This window comes from Saccharopolyspora sp. NPDC000359 (genome assembly GCF_040300525.1).
In the GTDB taxonomy this organism is placed as follows: domain Bacteria; phylum Actinomycetota; class Actinomycetes; order Mycobacteriales; family Pseudonocardiaceae; genus Saccharopolyspora.
In genome coordinates this window covers 1-15,849 of record NZ_JBEPDU010000023.1, presented here as the reverse complement: position 1 = coordinate 15,849, position 15,849 = coordinate 1, and the positions used below count along the sequence as shown (strand labels likewise).

General features: G+C 70.0%; 12 protein-coding genes and 1 pseudogene. 5 read left to right on the top strand and 8 right to left on the bottom strand.

All coding sequences use genetic code 11. The annotated features are described in order from the left end of the window. Positions 1-435 precede the first annotated feature (435 nt). Positions 436-1,869: a nitrilase-related carbon-nitrogen hydrolase gene (locus ABT324_RS16585; protein WP_351177477.1), complete on the bottom strand. Its 1,434-nt coding sequence runs from the start codon at positions 1,867-1,869 to the stop codon at positions 436-438. Next, positions 1,850-2,428 carry a TetR/AcrR family transcriptional regulator gene (locus ABT324_RS16580; protein WP_351177474.1) on the bottom strand — a complete coding sequence of 193 codons (579 nt, stop codon included), beginning with the start codon at positions 2,426-2,428 and terminating at the stop codon, positions 1,850-1,852. The genes ABT324_RS16585 and ABT324_RS16580 overlap by 20 nt, the downstream gene beginning before the upstream one ends. A 143-nt stretch (positions 2,429-2,571) precedes the next feature. Here ABT324_RS16580 and ABT324_RS16575 point away from each other — a divergent pair, with 143 nt between their 5' ends. The 3 genes from ABT324_RS16575 (at position 2,572) to ABT324_RS16565 (ending at position 5,954) form a co-directional block, all read left to right on the top strand. Beyond that, entirely contained in the window at positions 2,572-3,291 is a 720-nt protein-coding gene (locus ABT324_RS16575) for a DUF6802 family protein (RefSeq protein ID WP_351177471.1), read from the top strand. Between the two features lie 401 nt (positions 3,292-3,692). Then, positions 3,693-5,507 carry a phosphoenolpyruvate carboxykinase (GTP) gene (locus ABT324_RS16570; RefSeq protein ID WP_351177468.1) on the top strand — a complete coding sequence of 605 codons (1,815 nt, stop codon included), beginning with the start codon at positions 3,693-3,695 and terminating at the stop codon, positions 5,505-5,507. A 282-nt stretch (positions 5,508-5,789) separates the two neighbouring features. Next, entirely contained in the window at positions 5,790-5,954 is a 165-nt protein-coding gene (locus ABT324_RS16565) for a hypothetical protein (RefSeq protein ID WP_351177465.1), read from the top strand. 106 nt (positions 5,955-6,060) lie between these two features. Here ABT324_RS16565 and ABT324_RS16560 read toward each other — a convergent pair whose 3' ends face one another. Together ABT324_RS16560 and ABT324_RS16555 are read right to left on the bottom strand one after the other, a co-directional pair. Then, the gene (locus ABT324_RS16560) at positions 6,061-7,680 is read right to left on the bottom strand and encodes an alpha/beta hydrolase (RefSeq protein WP_351177462.1); all 1,620 of its coding nucleotides are present in this window, start codon (positions 7,678-7,680) and stop codon (positions 6,061-6,063) included. Between the two features lie 70 nt (positions 7,681-7,750). Continuing rightward, entirely contained in the window at positions 7,751-8,950 is a 1,200-nt protein-coding gene (locus ABT324_RS16555; protein ID WP_351177460.1) for an FAD-dependent monooxygenase, read from the bottom strand. Positions 8,951-9,034: 84 nt separating this feature from the next. Between ABT324_RS16555 and ABT324_RS16550 the strand changes: the two genes are divergently transcribed. After that, the gene (locus tag ABT324_RS16550; RefSeq protein WP_351177457.1) at positions 9,035-9,730 is read left to right on the top strand and encodes a TetR/AcrR family transcriptional regulator; all 696 of its coding nucleotides are present in this window, start codon (positions 9,035-9,037) and stop codon (positions 9,728-9,730) included. 387 nt (positions 9,731-10,117) lie between these two features. On the opposite strand, the gene ABT324_RS16545 is transcribed toward ABT324_RS16550, so the two are convergent. Genes ABT324_RS16545 through ABT324_RS16535 form a run of 3 tightly spaced genes read right to left on the bottom strand, consistent with a single transcriptional unit; the run spans position 10,118 to position 13,181 of the window. Continuing rightward, positions 10,118-10,957: a carbohydrate ABC transporter permease gene (locus ABT324_RS16545; RefSeq protein WP_351177454.1), complete on the bottom strand. Its 840-nt coding sequence runs from the start codon at positions 10,955-10,957 to the stop codon at positions 10,118-10,120. Continuing rightward, a complete protein-coding gene (locus ABT324_RS16540; protein ID WP_351177451.1) occupies positions 10,957-11,841 on the bottom strand; it encodes a carbohydrate ABC transporter permease in 885 nt (294 codons plus the stop codon). Before ABT324_RS16540 ends, ABT324_RS16545 begins: the two co-directional genes overlap by 1 nt. Continuing rightward, a complete protein-coding gene (locus ABT324_RS16535; RefSeq protein WP_351177448.1) occupies positions 11,841-13,181 on the bottom strand; it encodes an extracellular solute-binding protein in 1,341 nt (446 codons plus the stop codon). Before ABT324_RS16535 ends, ABT324_RS16540 begins: the two co-directional genes overlap by 1 nt. Positions 13,182-13,299: 118 nt before the next feature. On the opposite strand from ABT324_RS16535, the gene ABT324_RS16530 reads away from it, so the two are divergent. After that, a complete protein-coding gene (locus tag ABT324_RS16530; RefSeq protein ID WP_351177445.1) occupies positions 13,300-14,514 on the top strand; it encodes an ROK family transcriptional regulator in 1,215 nt (404 codons plus the stop codon). 24 nt (positions 14,515-14,538) lie between these two features. Here the strand turns inward: ABT324_RS16530 and ABT324_RS16525 are convergent. Beyond that, positions 14,539-15,849, bottom strand: a pseudogene (locus ABT324_RS16525) (hypothetical protein); the annotation flags it as partial.

Below are 15,849 nucleotides of genomic sequence, written 5' to 3'. Positions count from 1 at the left end.
CCCGCTGCACCATCCCGATCCACAGCGAGAACCAGACCCCGCGATCTCGCTGCGCCGTCCTGACTCGCAGCGAAGGGCAGGGACCCCGCTGTTTCGCTGCTCAGACCTGGTCCGGCCGTCCCTCCCCAGCCGGACCAGATGGTGGCCGGGCGCTCCGTGCCCCCGACCCGGCGCCCGGCCACCTCCCCAACCCCCAGGTCCAGGTACGACACCTGCCCTTCCCGGGCCGCCCCTCGACGCGGTCCGGCGCCCATTCCCGTGCGATCCCGATGGGGATCAGACATCCGATTTCCATTGGGAGCGCGTGGGGACGGCGGGCGACGGCGGCATTTCGCGGCGGTGGGAGAGGAGGGACGGGGTGCGGAGCGTGCGGACTCCGGCGATGGCCACCCCTGGTCGGGGCGGTCACCGCGGCGCGGAGACCGCACGCGGCAACTACTCCGCATCCGCCACACGAGCGGTGCGGTGGCGGGACTCCCCGCGCTTGGGGAGCGCGATGGCGATCACCGCCAAGGCCACGCAGGTCCAGGGGAACCAGTCGCCGAAGTGCGAGTACGGGGTTGCTCCCGGGCCCGTCGGGGTTTCGGCGACCACGGTGGTGAACGGCGTTGGGCCCTCCACCGGGGCGTCGGCGATCACCCGGCCCCAGCCGTCGGTGAGGAGCTGGGTCGATGCTCGGCCACTCCAGGCGATCGGAACCCCGTTCTCCACCGCGCGAAACAGGGCCGTCCGGCTGTGCTGCCAGCCGTTGTCGCGCTCGTCGGAGGCCGGGACCGCCAGCAGTTCCGCGCCCGCCGTCGCGTACTGGTCGGTCGGGCTGCGGAAGTTGACGTCCGCGCAGATCGCGATGCCGAGGCGGGCGCCGGTCACCGGCGGGAAGACCTCCTCGTCACCGAGCGGGCTGACGACGTCGTGCTGCTTCAGGTACTCGACCGGTTCGCCGCCGGAGGCCGGGAAGGTCAGCGCGTAGTTGTACTTCACCTCGGGGGTCCGGTGCGCGAAGCCGGTCACGACGTCCACGCCCTGCTGCTGGGCGACGCGGCGCAGCGGCTCCACCAGCGCCGCCGGGCGGGCTTCGGCCGAGCCGAACGCGGCTTCCGGCAGCACGACCGTGCGGACGCCCGGCGGCAGCGAAGCGATCTCCTCGACGTAGGCGGTCACCAGGTCGCGCCCCTCCGGGGTGTCGACGCTCGTGGCCCAGGAGGCGTGGTTGTGCGCGATCAGCGCGACGCGCTGAGCCGGGCCGGGCTCGCCGGTCAGCCGCAGCGCACCCCCTCCCAGGACCAGCACCACCGCCACCGCGGCGACCGCGAGCACGCGGACGTGCCCGGACACCGCCGCCGCGATCGCTGCCGGGACCGCCAGCACCAGGTAGTCGATGCCGAGCGACCCCGTCACCGAGGCGATCTGCAACACCACCGGCAGGTCCGCCTGCGCCGTCGCCAGCGTGCCGACGATGCCCACCGGGCTGACCAGCGCGACCAGCTGCATCAGCGCCACCCAGGGCGCCGGGGCGGCGAGCACCGCGAGCAGCGGCCGCCCGCGCCGGACCAGCCCCCGGAACACCACCACGACCAGCAGGAACGCCAGCGCGAAGGTGAAGCTGGCGGCGAGTCCCCACGGCCACAGCGGCAGGTCGCCCGAGTGGGCCGACCAGCCCCAGAGGTTCGTCGACCCCAGCAGGCACGCGGTGAACGCGGCAGCCGCCGCGGCACCGCCGGACACCCGCGGCGCCACCAGCAGCACCGGTAGCGGGGCGAGCCAGGTCAGCAGGGGGATCGGTGCGAGCCCCGTGCCGAAGTAGAACAGCGCCGCCGAAGCCACCAGGGCCAGCAACACCCATCGCAGGTCATTCCTCTTGGAGTCCACGCAAGACCCTCCGCATCGTCCGCTTGCACAGCGCGCGGAACTCGGGTTCGGGCAGGTTGTAGCGGCCGCCGAGGTACTGCTGCACCAGGCCCACGACCGGCATGGTCAACGCGAGCCCGGTCTCCAGGACGTCGTCGGAGCGCAGCACCCCCTCCCGCATGCCCTGCTCGACGACGTGGTGGACCGGCGCGAACGCCGTCGAACCGCCGTCCCGGAAGTCGTCGGGGAACCGCAGCGAACCCGTGCGCTGCTCGGTGATCAGGTATCGGTACAGGTTCGGCTTGCCCAGCGCGAAGTCCAGGAAGTCGTCGGTCAGGGCGTCCAGCCGGGCGTGGAAGTCCAGCCCCTCGGACCGCTGGCCGTAGTGCTCACCCAGCTCCGCGAACGCCTGGTCGACCACCGAGCGCAGCAGCGCCTCCCGGTTCGGGTAGTGGCGGTAGGTCGCCATCGGGCTGAGCTCCACCGCCGCGGCCACCCGCCGCATCGTCACCGCCTCGGCCCCCTCGGCCAGCAGGATCTCCAGCGCCGCAGCGGCGATGCGCTCCGCAGTCCCAGTCATGTTTACAACGTACACACGTCAGGTTTACGGCGTACACAGACATCCGGGTGACATGGGCGGAGCCAGGTGCTTCTCCTCCGGAACCTCCGACCTCTACCCTGCGTCCTAGGTTCTGCAGTGATCGGTGGCTGAGGGGTGGCGACGTGTACATCGAGGAGCAGGGGGCGGGCGACGGCGACATCAAGGTCACCGTCGAAGGCGAGGAGTACACCGCCGAGGCCAACTACGACCTCAACGGCGACGGGGTGGACGACACCGTCGCCGTCATGACCGACGACGGCTACGTCGCCTACATCGACGAGACCGGCGACGGCCAGGCCGACGTCATGCAGACCATCAACGCCGACGGGGTCGTGGTCGAGCAGGCCCGCTACGACGCCGGGACCGGCAAGTGGGCCGGCGAGGCGCCGCAGCAGCACCCCGGCGGCGTGGACCCGCAGGAGGACCAGGGCCGCGCCATGGTCATCGACACCCCGCAGGGCGACGTGGCGGTCGGCCCGGCCACCGAGGACACCAACTCCGACGGCATCGCCGACACCGCCGTGGTGGAGACCGACTCCGGCGGCACCATGCTGGTCACCGACGTGGACGGCGACGGGTCCGCCGACCAGGTGGTGGAGATCAGCGGGACCGGCGAGGTGACCATCTCGCACCACACCGGCGACGGGCAGTGGACGGTGGTCGAGCAGGGCCAGGTGACCGGCGACGGCAACTACGCGCCGAGCCCGGCGACCGCGGCCACCGACGACGCGACCTGGAACCTCGACGCCCAGCCCGCCGCCCCCGAACCGGCCGGTGCGGCAGGCGCTGGCGCGGCAGGCGCGAAGGGCGCCCGCGCCGACTCCGACGACCTCTGGGGCTGACCCCCGAGATCCCTCCCAGAACCCGCCCGGGCAGCCACCCCCGGGCGGGTTCTGGCGTTCTCGCGGGGCCCACCAACCGCCACCGGGCCGACGCCCCCGGTTCACCCCGCGTTCGCACACCCGTCCGATTCGCCGGAAATCCTCGGTTCGCGCGCCTCTGCGACAGCGGGATTTCCGGCCGCGTCCACCGGAAGATCCCAACTGAATCGATTCCCTTATCGTTCTTGTGAGAGAACGAACAGGGCTGATCTCCATCGTGCGCCGCTGTCCCCGCTAGCCTCAGTGCATCCCTTTTCAAATTCGCCCGGCCTCCGGGACGGGCGAAGCATTCCCTGCAAACGCCGACGGACCCCGTCGGTGACCAGTCCGGGCTGTGGCGCCCAGTCAGGAGACACGACGCGATGACCGCATTGACCATCCCCGGTCTCGACCAGGCACCGACCAAACACGAGCGCCTGCTGACGTGGGTGCGCGAGGTCGCCGAACTGACCACCCCCGACCGCGTGGTGTGGTGCGACGGCTCGCCGGAGGAGTGGCAGCGGCTGACCGACCAGCTGGTCGAGGCCGGCACGTTCACCCGTCTGGAGAAGAAGCCGAACTCGTTCTACGCGGCGTCGGACCCGTCGGACGTGGCGCGCGTCGAGGAGCGGACGTTCATCTGCTCGGTCGAGGAGAAGGACGCCGGGGTCACCAACAACTGGATGGACCCCAACGAGATGAAGGCCACCATGACCGAGCTCTACCGGGGCTGCATGCGTGGTCGGACGATGTACGTCATCCCGTTCTGCATGGGCCCGCTGGACGCCGACCCGCCGAAGCTGGGCGTGGAGATCACCGACTCCGAGTACGTCGTGGTGTCGATGCACATCATGACCCGGATGGGCGCGAAGGTTCTGGAGCGCCTGGGCACCGACGGTGACTTCGTGCCCGCGCTGCACTCGGTGGGCGCGCCGCTGGAGCCCGGCCAGCAGGACGTGCCGTGGCCGTGCAACGACATCAAGTACATCACCCACTTCCCCGAGGAGCGGATGATCTGGAGCTTCGGCTCCGGCTACGGCGGCAACGCGCTGCTGGGCAAGAAGTGCTACTCGCTGCGGATCGCCTCGGCGATGGCCCGCGACGAGGGCTGGCTCGCCGAGCACATGCTGATCCTCAAGCTGATCTCGCCCGAGGACAAGGTCTACTACGTCGCGGCCGCGTTCCCATCGGCCTGCGGCAAGACCAACCTGGCGATGCTGCGCCCGACCATCCCGGGCTGGAAGGTCGAGACCCTCGGCGACGACATCGCCTGGATGCGCTTCGGCGAGGACGGCCGCCTGTACGCGGTGAACCCGGAGGCCGGGTTCTTCGGCGTCGCGCCGGGCACCAACCGCAAGACCAACCCGCACGCGATGGAGACCATCGAGAAGGGCAACTCGCTGTTCACCAACGTCGCGCTCACCGACGACGGCGACGTCTGGTGGGAGGACATGGAGGGCGAGCCCCAGCACCTGACCGACTGGAAGGGCAACGACTGGACGCCCGACAGCGACGTCAAGGCCGCGCACCCGAACTCCCGCTACTGCACGCCGATGTCGCAGTGCCCGATCCTGGCGCCGGAGTGGGACGACCCGCAGGGCGTGCCGATCTCGGCGATCCTGTTCGGCGGTCGCCGCAAGACGACCATCCCGCTGGTCAACGAGTCCTTCGACTGGCAGCACGGCGTGTTCATGGGCGCCACCCTGTCCTCGGAGAAGACCGCCGCGGCCGCGGGCAAGGTCGGCGAGGTGCGCCGCGACCCGATGGCGATGCTGCCGTTCATCGGCTACAACGTCGGCGACTACTTCCAGCACTGGGTGAACGTCGGCAAGGAGGCTGACGCCAGCAAGCTGCCGAAGATCTTCTACGTGAACTGGTTCCGCCGGGGCGAGGACGGCCGCTTCCTGTGGCCGGGCTTCGGGGAGAACTCCCGCGTGCTGAAGTGGATCATCGACCGCCTGGAGGGCAAGGCGGCCGCCACCGACACCGCGATCGGCCGCGTCCCGACGGCCGCCGAGCTGGAGCTGTCGGGCCTGGACACCCCGGCCTCCGACGTCGACGAGGCGCTGAAGGTCGACGTCGAGGAGTGGAAGGCGGAGCTGCCGCTCATCCAGGAGTGGTTCGACACCATCGGCGACGCGCTGCCGAGCTCGATGCGGGACGAGCTGGAGGCGCTCAAGCAGCGCCTCGGCAGCTGACCCAGTGACCCCCGGACGGGTGGTCTTGGCAGGGCAACGTGGGAAGCCCCGCCGCCACCCGTCCGGCCCGTAGCACGGGTTGACCGTGCGCGATCGTGCGGCGTTTCCCCAGAGAACGCGAAGTTCTTTCGGGGAAACGCCGCTTTCGTCTTCCGCGAGGTGGATCCACGCGGACCGGTGGTGCGTTCCGGGGAATCCCAAACGATCAGCAACCCGGCGGACACTGGATGCGTCCCAGTGATAACCGCCGAGAAAAAGGGCGCCGAACCGAGGGGGTGTGTCATGGTCAACCTGGCCATGCTGGCGTTGTCCCTGATCGCGGTCGCTGCGGTGTTCCTCGCGCTGCGCACCGAGGACGACGAGTCCGGCGAGAAGTCCGAAGCCGGCGAGATCGACCGAATTCGCCGGGACCAGGTCGCGATGGCGAAACGAGCACATACGCCGTGACCTGCACGGTCTGCGCACCACGCGCAGGCGGCGGCGCCAAGCCGCCTCACGAGCACAAAACCGCGGGCGGCGCCGGGAATCCCGGGCCGCCCGCGGTGTTCTCGGATCAGCTGACCGCGCGGTTCACCGCGTCGAGCCGGTCCAGCACGGTGCCGCCGCTCGTCGTGGCGAACGTGCTGACCTCCGGTTCCGGCATCGGCAGGCCCTCGCAGGTCGTGTCCTCGGGCACCACGCCGTCGAGGAGGTAGGCCGCCACCGCGTCGTCCACGCAGGCGTTGCCCATGCCGTAGACGCCGTGGTCACCCTCGTTGCGAACAGTGATCATCCGCGAGCCGGCGAAGCCCTGGTGCGCGAGCTGCGCGCCCTCCAGCGCGGTGGCCGGGTCGTTCTCGGACTGCAGCATCAGCACCGGCGGAAGGCCCTCGCCGGTCGGCTGCGGCAGGTCCACCTGCGGCCGGTCCCAGAACACGCACGGCTGGGAGATCGTGTAGTAGCCGTAGAACGGGTACTTCTCGCCCTCGATGCCGGACTCCTCCACCACCGACTCCGGAGTACCACGGAACGGGGTGTCGTTGCACTTGATCGAGTACAGGGTGGCCAGCATGCTGTCCTGCGGGTCGGCCACCAACGGCGTGCTCCGGTCGCGGAGCGCGGCCACCACCGGGTCGCCCGCGTTGCTCGCGCGCAGCTGGACCAGGGTGTCGCCGAGCGCCGGGAAGGTGTACTTGGAGTACATGGCCGGCAGGATCATCGAGTCCAGCGCGAGGTGGTCGATCGGCACCCCGTCCGGGCCCGGCAGCGGGTTCTCCTTCAGCTGGGCGCGCAGTTTGTCCACAGTGGCCTGAACCTGCTCCGGGGTGGTGCCGAGGTGGTAGTTCGCGTCGTGCGCGGCCAGCCACGGCAGGAGGTCCTCGCGCAAGCGGCGCTCGAAGGACCTCGGCTGCCAGGAGAACACCTGCTGCCAGTCGGCGGTGAACTCGGTGTTGGAGTCCAACACCACCTTGTCCACCGAGCCCGGGAAGTAGGTGGCGAGGTAGGCACCCAGCCAGGTGCCGCCGGAGACGCCGTACCAGTTGATCTTGTCGTGCCTTTCGACCTGGCGCAGCAGGTCGAGGTCGGCGACGGTCTGCTCGGTGGTCACGTAGCGGCCGAACTCACCGCTGTGCTGCTGGCAGGCCTCCGCGAAGTCGCGGGCCATCCCCAGCAGCGCCTCGATGTTCTGCGGGTCGCGGTCGCGGGGGTCCGGCTGGGGCTCCGGCGGCTCCAACGAGCCACAGGAGACGGTGTCGCTGGCGCCGGTGCCGCGCACGTCGATGCCGTAGATGTCGAAGTTGGCGGTCAGCTCTGGCCGTCCGTTCCCCAGCATCGCCAAGGGAAAGTTCAGCCCGGCGCCACCCGGCCCGCCCGGGTTGGTGAACAGCGCCCGACCGGCCGGACCGCCCTCGGGCGACAACCGGCTGACCGCGAGGCTGACCTCCTTCCCGTTGTCCGGGTCGTGCCAGTCCATCGGCGCGGTGAACGTGCCGCACTCAAGCCGTTCGGACCCCGGCGGCAGCTCCGGCGGCAGCTCGCCGTCGAAGCAGGGCGCCCACTGGATGCGCTGCTCGGCGAACTTCGCCGGGACCTCGAACGTCGGCGCGGTCGGCTGCGCCAGTGCGGGCTGAGCGGTCGCGAGCAACGCCCCCAGCGCGGCGGTGACCCCTAGTGCACGTCTTGCGCTTCGCATGCAGTCCCCTCCTGCAGTGACCTCGAGTAATTCGAAGATCACTCAATCAGGGGACGATCCTGATCGGCTACTACCGTTCAACATCACTTCCCGTGACAAATGTCAGGTCGTAGTGCGGCAGGTCGATCGCGCTGCTGAGGTCCTCGCCCTGCCGGAGCATCCAGTTGAGCAGCACTTCCCTGCCCAACAACCGGTTCCGCAGCCAGCCGCCGAACCGGCCCGGTGCCAGGAACTTCCCGGTCCGGTCACCACCCTTCTGGCACGCCTGCGCGTAACCGCGCATCCGGGACTCGTAGCGCTCGAAAGCTGCCCGGTGGTCCCCGTTCGCGGCGACGAGCTCACCGGCGAGCACGTACGCCGCGACGACCACGGTCCCGGTGCCCATGCCGCCGAGCGTCGCGCCGCACGCCGCGTCGCCGAGGAGCGCGACGCGGCCGCGTGACCAAGGGGTGATGTCGACGCGGCTGATCGAATCGAAGTAGAGGTCCGGGGCGGATTCCAGCGCGGCCAGCAGGCGTGGTGCCTCCCAGCCGAGTCCGGCGAAGGCGTGCGCGACCAGGGCGCGCTGCTGTTCGAGGTCGTGCCGGTCGTAGTCGAGCTCCGGGGACCTGAAGATGGCGAACGCGTGGGCCCGGGTCGCGTCGCGGTGGTCCGGACCGACGGAGAGCATCCGGCCCGGCTTGCCGTGGCAGAGCGATCCGCCGGTCAGGCCCAGGTGGTTGGGCAGTTCCCAGGTGGCGACGTAGTAGCCGAGGTGGCGGACGTAGTGGTCCTCGGGGCCGAAGGCCAGACGCCGGACCCCGGAGTGCACGCCGTCCGCACCCACCACCAGGTCGAACGAGCGCCGCGCGCCTGAGGCGAAGGTGACGTCGACCCCGTCGCCCGTGTCGGTCAGGCTCGCGATGCGGTCCCCGAAGACGTAGTCGGCGACGTCCGCGCTGCGCGCGTGCAGGAGGCGCGAGAGGTCGGAGCGGAGGACCTCGACGTCGCCGCCGGCGAACTCGGCGGGCAGGTGGAGCTGGGGGCGGCCGTGGGCGTCGACGAAGGTCATGGGGCTGCCGCCGGTCTGCAGTCGGCGCAGTTCCGGGAGGACGCCCATCCGCTCCAGCACGGTGCGGTGCACCGGTCCGCGGAAGTCCACCGCCGCTCCGCCGCCGCGCAACGCTGGCGCCAGCTCCACCACGGTGACGTCGAAACCGCAGCGGCCCAGCCAGCCCGCCAGCGCGGGGCCCGCGACGCTCGCACCTGAGATCAGAACGCTTCTCCGCATGGTTGCTCCTCTTCTGCGTCCACCGGAAGCAGTTATTTCTGTGTACGATAGACGCAGTTCTGCGCCGAGCACAGGGGAGGGCCGGTGGACAACGAGCGAGCAGGGTGCGCCGAGGTCCTGTGGGGCCCCCGACCAGCACCGCGACGCGGCCCGAAACCCGCGCTCAGCCTCGACCAGATCGCACGCACCGGCATCGGACTGGCCGACACCGAAGGGCTCCCCGCGGTCTCGATGCAACGCGTGGCGGGCGAACTGGGCTTCACGAAGATGTCCCTCTACCGCTACGTGCCGGGCAAGGCGGAGCTGGTCGCGCTCATGGCGGACCTCGCGATGGGCGAACCACCCACGCTCGACGGCACCTGGCGCGACCGGCTCGACGCGTGGGCCCGCGCGCTGCTCCCCCGGTTCGTGCAGCACCCCTGGGTCCTCGAGGTGACGATCGGCCCCCGCGTGCCGGGGCCGAACGAGCTGTCGTGGATGGAGGCGGCGGTCGCCGCGCTCTCCGACACGGACCTGCGCGGCGGCGAGCGGCTGGACGCCGTGGTCGTCCTGGTCGGCCACGTCCGCTCCATCGCCCAGCAGGCCGCGGCAACCCCGGGCGACAACCCCGAGCAGCAGCTCGGCTCAACCCTGGCCGACCTCCTGCGCGCACACGGAGACCGCTACCCCGCGGTCACCACCGCCCTGTCCGACACCGAAACCCCCGACCAGGCCCTGGACTTCGGCCTGGCCCGCATCCTCGACGGCCTCGCCACCCTCATCACCCACCGCACGACCTGACCCACCCCAGGCGCTCGACGCGATTCCGTTGGAAATCGCACGCCGGATCTCCGCGAAACGGCACCCCAACGAGGCCAAGGACTGCCGCCACACCCCGCCTCAGCCTCATCGTTCGACGCTGCACGTCAATCCTCCGGCGCCCCAGGCACGGCCCCGAAGTTCACAGTTTCAGTTGAAACTGTGGTCCACCGAGGTTGGGGCTGTGGCCTCGCCGTCCCCGCCTCGGTGCTCGTCGCTGGGTGCTGTGCTTCGGCCTGGTGTCCTGGGGGCGGCTCCGGGGTTGCAGTTTCAATTGAAACTGCGATCTGTCGTGGCTGGGGATCGCAGTTTCATTGAAACTGCGGGTTGATGGTGCCCAGGGGACCTTGGGGGAGGTCGGGAGAGGGGTTAGTGCTTGATGGCTCCGGCTAGGTTGAAGGCTCCGCCCAGGGTTCGGGAGACCAGGAGGTAGAGGACCACCACCGGGGTTGTGTAGAGGATCGAGTAGGCCGCTAGTTGGCCGTAGGCGATCAGGCCTCCTTGGCCGAAGAAGGTGTACACGCCCACCGAGGCCGGTTGCGCCGCCGGGTCCAGGAGGAGGACGAACGGGACGAAGAAGTTCCCCCACGCCGTGATGAACGTGAAGATCGCGACGACGCCCATCCCCGGCACGATCAGCGGCAGGACGATCGTGCGGAGGGCCTGCGCCGCCGACGCGCCGTCCACCCAGGCCGCCTCCTCCAGGCTGATCGGGACGCCGTCCATGAAGTTCTTCGTCATCCAGATCGCGACCGGCAGCGAGGTCGCGGCCAGGAACAGCGTGGTGCCGAACATCGAGTCGATCAGCTCCAGCTGCACGAACATGCTGTACACCGGCACCATCACCGCGGTGATCGGCAGCCCGGAGGCGAACAGCACGACGTACAGGAACGGCCGCCGGAACCGCAGCTGGTAGCGCGACAGCGGGTAGGCGCACAGCACCGCGGCCACCACCGAGATCATCGCGGCACCGCCGCTCATCAGCAGACCGTTCCACAGTGGACGTCCACTCTGCTCCCAGGTCAGCACCTGCGCGAAGTTGTCCAGCGTGAAGGCCTCCGGCACCTTCGCCGTCAGCGCCGCGTCGGCGTCGAAGGCCGCGGTGAGCAGCCACAGCAGCGGCGCCAGGAACGCCAGCGCGACGACCGCGAGCACCAGGTGCACCACGACCGACACCGAACGACGCCGCGCCACCGTCACCGCAACCATCAGGCTCCGTCCCCCCGGGCATCCGGGTCTCCCAAGCTCTTGGCGTACACCGCGGCGAACAACCCGCCGATCAGCAGCAGCACCAGCGAGATCGTCGCGCCGTAGCCAATCTCGTGGAACTCGAACGCCGAGTCGTACATCAGCAGCGGCAGGGTTTGCGTCGCCGCGTTCGGGCCACCGGCGGTCAGCACGTAGATCAGCGTGAACAAGCCGATGGTCTGCAGGGTGATCAGCATCAGGTTGGTCAGCACCGTGCGCCGGATGATCGGCAGCGTGACGTGCCAGAACCGGCGCAGCGGTCCGGCGCCGTCGACCTCCGCCGCCTCCACCAGGTCGCTCGGCACCTCCGACAGCGACGCCTGGTAGACCAGCATCGAGAACGCGGTGCCGCGCCAGACGTTGCCGATGACAACCGCCAGCATCGGCACACTGTAGAGCCAGTCGCGCGGTTCGAAGCCGAGCGCGACCAACAGGTTGTTCAGTGTCCCGTCGGAGTTGAGGAAGGCGTAGACGGCGAACGCGGCCACCAGCTCCGGCAGCACCCACGCCGACACCACCACCGTGCCGACGATGCTGCGCAGCCAGCGGTTGCGGTGCTGGGTGAGCACCGCGATCAGCATGCCCAGGCAGTTCTGCCCGACCACCGCCGACCCGACGGTGAACACCACGGTCAGCCAGGCCGAGTGCCACAGCGCCGGATCGCTGAACAGGCGGCGAAAGTTCTCCAGCCCGACGAACTCCGGGTCGGTGGCAGCGGCACCGGTCAGCGCCGCGTTGGTGAACGAGACGTAGGCGCTCCACAGGATCGGCCCGGCCACGAACAACCCGAGCAGCAGCAGGGCGGGCGCCATCGGCACCAGCCACTGCCGCGCCCGCACCGCCATCAGCCCGCCCTGGTGTTGGCCGACTCCACGATGCGCGAGACCTCCCGCGCCCACTGGTCGGCAACCTCGTCCGGCGGCTTGCCCGCCACCACGTCGAGCACCGACTGCTGGATCTGCTGTGACACCTTCGGGTACTCCGGCAGCGCGGGCCGGTAGTGCGTGGTGTCCAGCAGCCCGATCCAGAACGCGTTCAGCGGGTTCGCGCCGAGCACCCGCGGATCGGTCGCGGCGTCCTCGCGGGCCGGGAGGTTGCCGCTGGCGGCGGCGTACTCGACCACGTTGTCCTTGGCCATGGCCTGCTTGATGAACTCGAAGGCGTCGTCCTTCTTCTCGCTCGACGAGCTGATCGCCAGCGTCCAGCCGCCGGAGAGCGTCACGGTGCCCGGTGGCTGGCCGTGCTGGGTGGGCATCGGCGCGGCGGCCATGGTGCGGGCCCAGTCGTGCCACCCGGAGTCCTGCCAGTTGCCGGAGGCGAAGCTGCCGTCCAGCCGGATCGCGACCTTGCCGTCGCGGATCAGCTCGTCGCGCTGCACCTTGTCGTACTGCGCGTCGGCGATCTGCGCCTTGCTCTGGGTGAGCCCCTCGGCCAGCGCGGTGGACAGGAAGCGCATCGCGTCGGTGAAGCCCCGGTTCGGCGCGATCCACTTCTGCTGTTGCTCGTCGTAGAGGGTGCCGGTCCCGGTGCCGTACAGCAGCATCGCCACCGTCTGCATGCTCACCGACTCGCCCTCGGCCTTGCCCAGCGCCAGGTCCATCGCGATCACGTCCGGGCGCTGCGCCTTGACCTGCCGAGCGGCGGCGAGCACGTCGTCCCAGGTGCGCGGCTTCCAGTCGGCGGGCAGGCCGACCTGGGTGAACAGCTCGCGGTTGTACCAGAGGCCGCGGGTGTCGGTGTCCAGCGGGACGCCGTAGGTCTTGCCGTCCTGGGCCTTGCCCGCCTGCTTGGTGGTGTCGATGTAGGCGTTCCAGTCCGGCCACTGGGCGAGCCGGTCGTCCAACGGCTCCAGGTAGCCGGCCGCGACGTCGGAGTTGACGTTGAAGCTGTCCTCGTAGAGCACGTCGGGCGCGGTGGACGGCGAGCGCATCCGCAGCTGGAGCTTGGACAGGTACTCGCCCTCCGGGGCGACCACCGGGTCCAGCTTCACGGTCTTGCCCGGGTGGGCCTGCTCGTACTGCTGCTTGACCCGCTGCATCCACTGGTCGACCTGCAGCGTGTTGCCGTAGCGGTGGTAGGCGACGCTGATGGTGTCCGGGTCGTCGGCCGCGCCGCCCCCGCAGGCGGCCAGCGTCAGTCCCAACGTCGCGGTGATGAGCACGGACATCGCAGTGCGGCGCTGCATCGCGAGCCTCCTGCCAGCAGTAGTTGCGCGCGGCTTGAGATCCGGATCACACTCCAGGTAGTTAATTCCATTCGATGGAACAAGTCAACGATCTCCCCGCCCACGACGAGGAGCATCCATGGCGCAAGCGTCCTGGCAGGGCACCAACCTCCCCCGCGTGGGCGGTTTCAACCGGGCCGTCGTGCTCGACACGATCCGCCGCCACGGCGAGATCAGCCGGGTGGAACTGGCCCAGCACACCAGGCTGACGGCGCAGACGATGTCCAACATCGTCCGGGCGCTGATCGCCGACGGGCTGGTCACCGAGAACGGCCACGCGCCGTCCACCGGCGGCAAGCGCCGCGTCCTGCTGAAGGTGGTGCCGGACGCCTACTCGTCGGTGGGCCTGCACCTCGACCCGGAGCGGATCACCGGTGTCCTGCTCGACATGGCGGGCGGCGTGCGGATCCGCAGCACCCGCCGACTCCCCGACGACGCCGCGCCGCCTGCCGTCGCCGCTGCCCTCGCGCGCACGTTGCAGCAGCTCGTGCGCCGCTCCGGCATCGACGAGAGCCGGGTGCTCGGCGTCGGACTCGCGGTGCCGGGACCGCTGGACCCGGCCCACCGGCAGGTGCTCTCACCACCGAACCTGGCCGGGTGGGGCGCGGTTCCCCTGGCCGACATCGTCGCCGAACGCGCGGGTCTGCCGGTGGTGATGGACAACGACGCGACGGCGGCGGCGATCGGCGAGCGCTGGGCGGGCGGTGAGCACCGGTCGGGCTCGTTCGTCTACGCCTACTGGGGATCCGGGGTGGGCATCGGGGTGGTACTCGACGACCAGGTGCACCGCGGGGTCAGCGGCAACGCGGGCGAGATCGGCCATCTCAACAGCGGCGGCGGCCGCGGGTGCCACTGCGGCAGGAGGGGATGCCTGGAGGCGCACTGCTCGATGCGCGCCATCGTCGCGGACTGGCGAGCGGCGGGCGGAGAGCCCACCGGGACCTCGACCGCCCAGTCCTACGAGGAGTTGTGCCGCCGCGCCGCGGACGGCGATGCCGGTGCGGTGAAAGTGTTGCGGCAGGCGGCGACCAAGCTCGGCCAAGCGCTGGCGACGGTGGTCAGCGTCCTCGACGTGGACCGGGTCGTGCTCGGCGGCCCGGCGCTGCGCCACGTGTCGGACCTGGTGCGCGCGCAGGTGTCGAAGGTCCTGGCCAAGCAGGTCTGGGCACCCGAGGTCCGCCCGGTCCAGGTGTCCCCGGCGCTGATCGGCGAGGACGCCGGAGCGGTGGGCGCGGCCTCGCTCGTGCTCGACCACGCCTACTCACCCCGGCTGGCAACACTCCTCGGGCCGTGAGGACCGCTGCGCACACCGTGCGTTCTACACGCCCGGTGTGCTGGGCCCACCGCTGAACTTGCGCCAGGTGCCGCCGTTCGTCACACCGTGGTAACCGCCTCGGCCGGTGATGTCCGTTTCGGTCGATGCGTAGACCGGCTGCTTGCGCCCGAAGCGATCGGACATCGTCTGCTGGAAGTCGTGCGCTGCGCCGCCCGGCCCGTCGGTCTTCCCCGCGGAGCACGCCATCAAGTGGTAGGAGCTGACCGGCTTGCCCGTCATCCGCTCGTTCTCGGCGACCGCGGACTGGAACACCTTGGAATCGTTGGTGACCTTGGCGAAGGTCTTCCCCTGGACGGACAGGGACTCGCCGGTGTCCATGTTGACCTCGAACGACTCCGGCGAGGCGTGGGTGTTGAGGTAGAACGGTTCGTCCTGCCCCTTCTTCCCCCACTCCATCTTCTCGAGCCGGTACTGGGTCCCGGGGGCGTTGGTGTCCTTCGTCCCCGGCGGGTACAGCCGCGTGTACTGGCGGCTGAACTCGTTGCCGTTGTTCGCGAAGGACTGCTTGTTGGCCAAGTCCGACGGTTTGGTCTGGAACGTCACACCGATCGGTTTGCCGTTGTAGTCCTTCATGGCGGTGGCCTGCACCCGGTCCCGCCTGAAGTAGACCAGTTTGCCGTTCTTGTCCGCCCCTGCCGAGTAGCTCTTGTCGGGGCGTCCGAAGATGGTCTTCCAGCCGGACACGACCGCCGGTGGGTTGCTGCCGTTGGCCATGGAGCGGGAGGTTTGCGGGCCGTTGCCCCCGGCGTTGGTGGACGAGCTGTTCGTGCTCTGCGACGAAGTGGAGGCGGGAGTGTCCGGGCCGCCTCGCGAACCCGGGCCGTTGCCGTTCGTGGAGCGGGTCGGGGCGGGGGAGTCGGGGCCGCCCCTCGACCCCGGGCCGTCGTTGCCCATCGACCGGGTCGGGGCGGGGCTGTCCGCCTTCGGAGCGCCGCCGCCGTTGTCCTTCTTGATCTTGTCGAGGGCCTTCTTGGCGTCGCCGAAGCCGTCCTTGAGCTTCTTGACCAGCTTGCCCAACGACTTCATCGCCTTGACCAACTTCGTGGTCACATCAGCGATCTTCGCGACCGTCTTGGTCACCGCCGTGACCACCTGCGGCACCACCCACGCCATCGCGATGCCCAACGTCGCCAACACCTGCAACGCCCACGAGATCAACCGACCCACCAGCTCGGCGATGATGTCACGCACCATCGTCCGCACCGCCGCCACGACCTCACCCGCCGTGCCAACACCACTCGACGCACCCTCAGCAGCCTTCTGCGCCGCCTCGATCAGCTTCCCGGTGTCCTC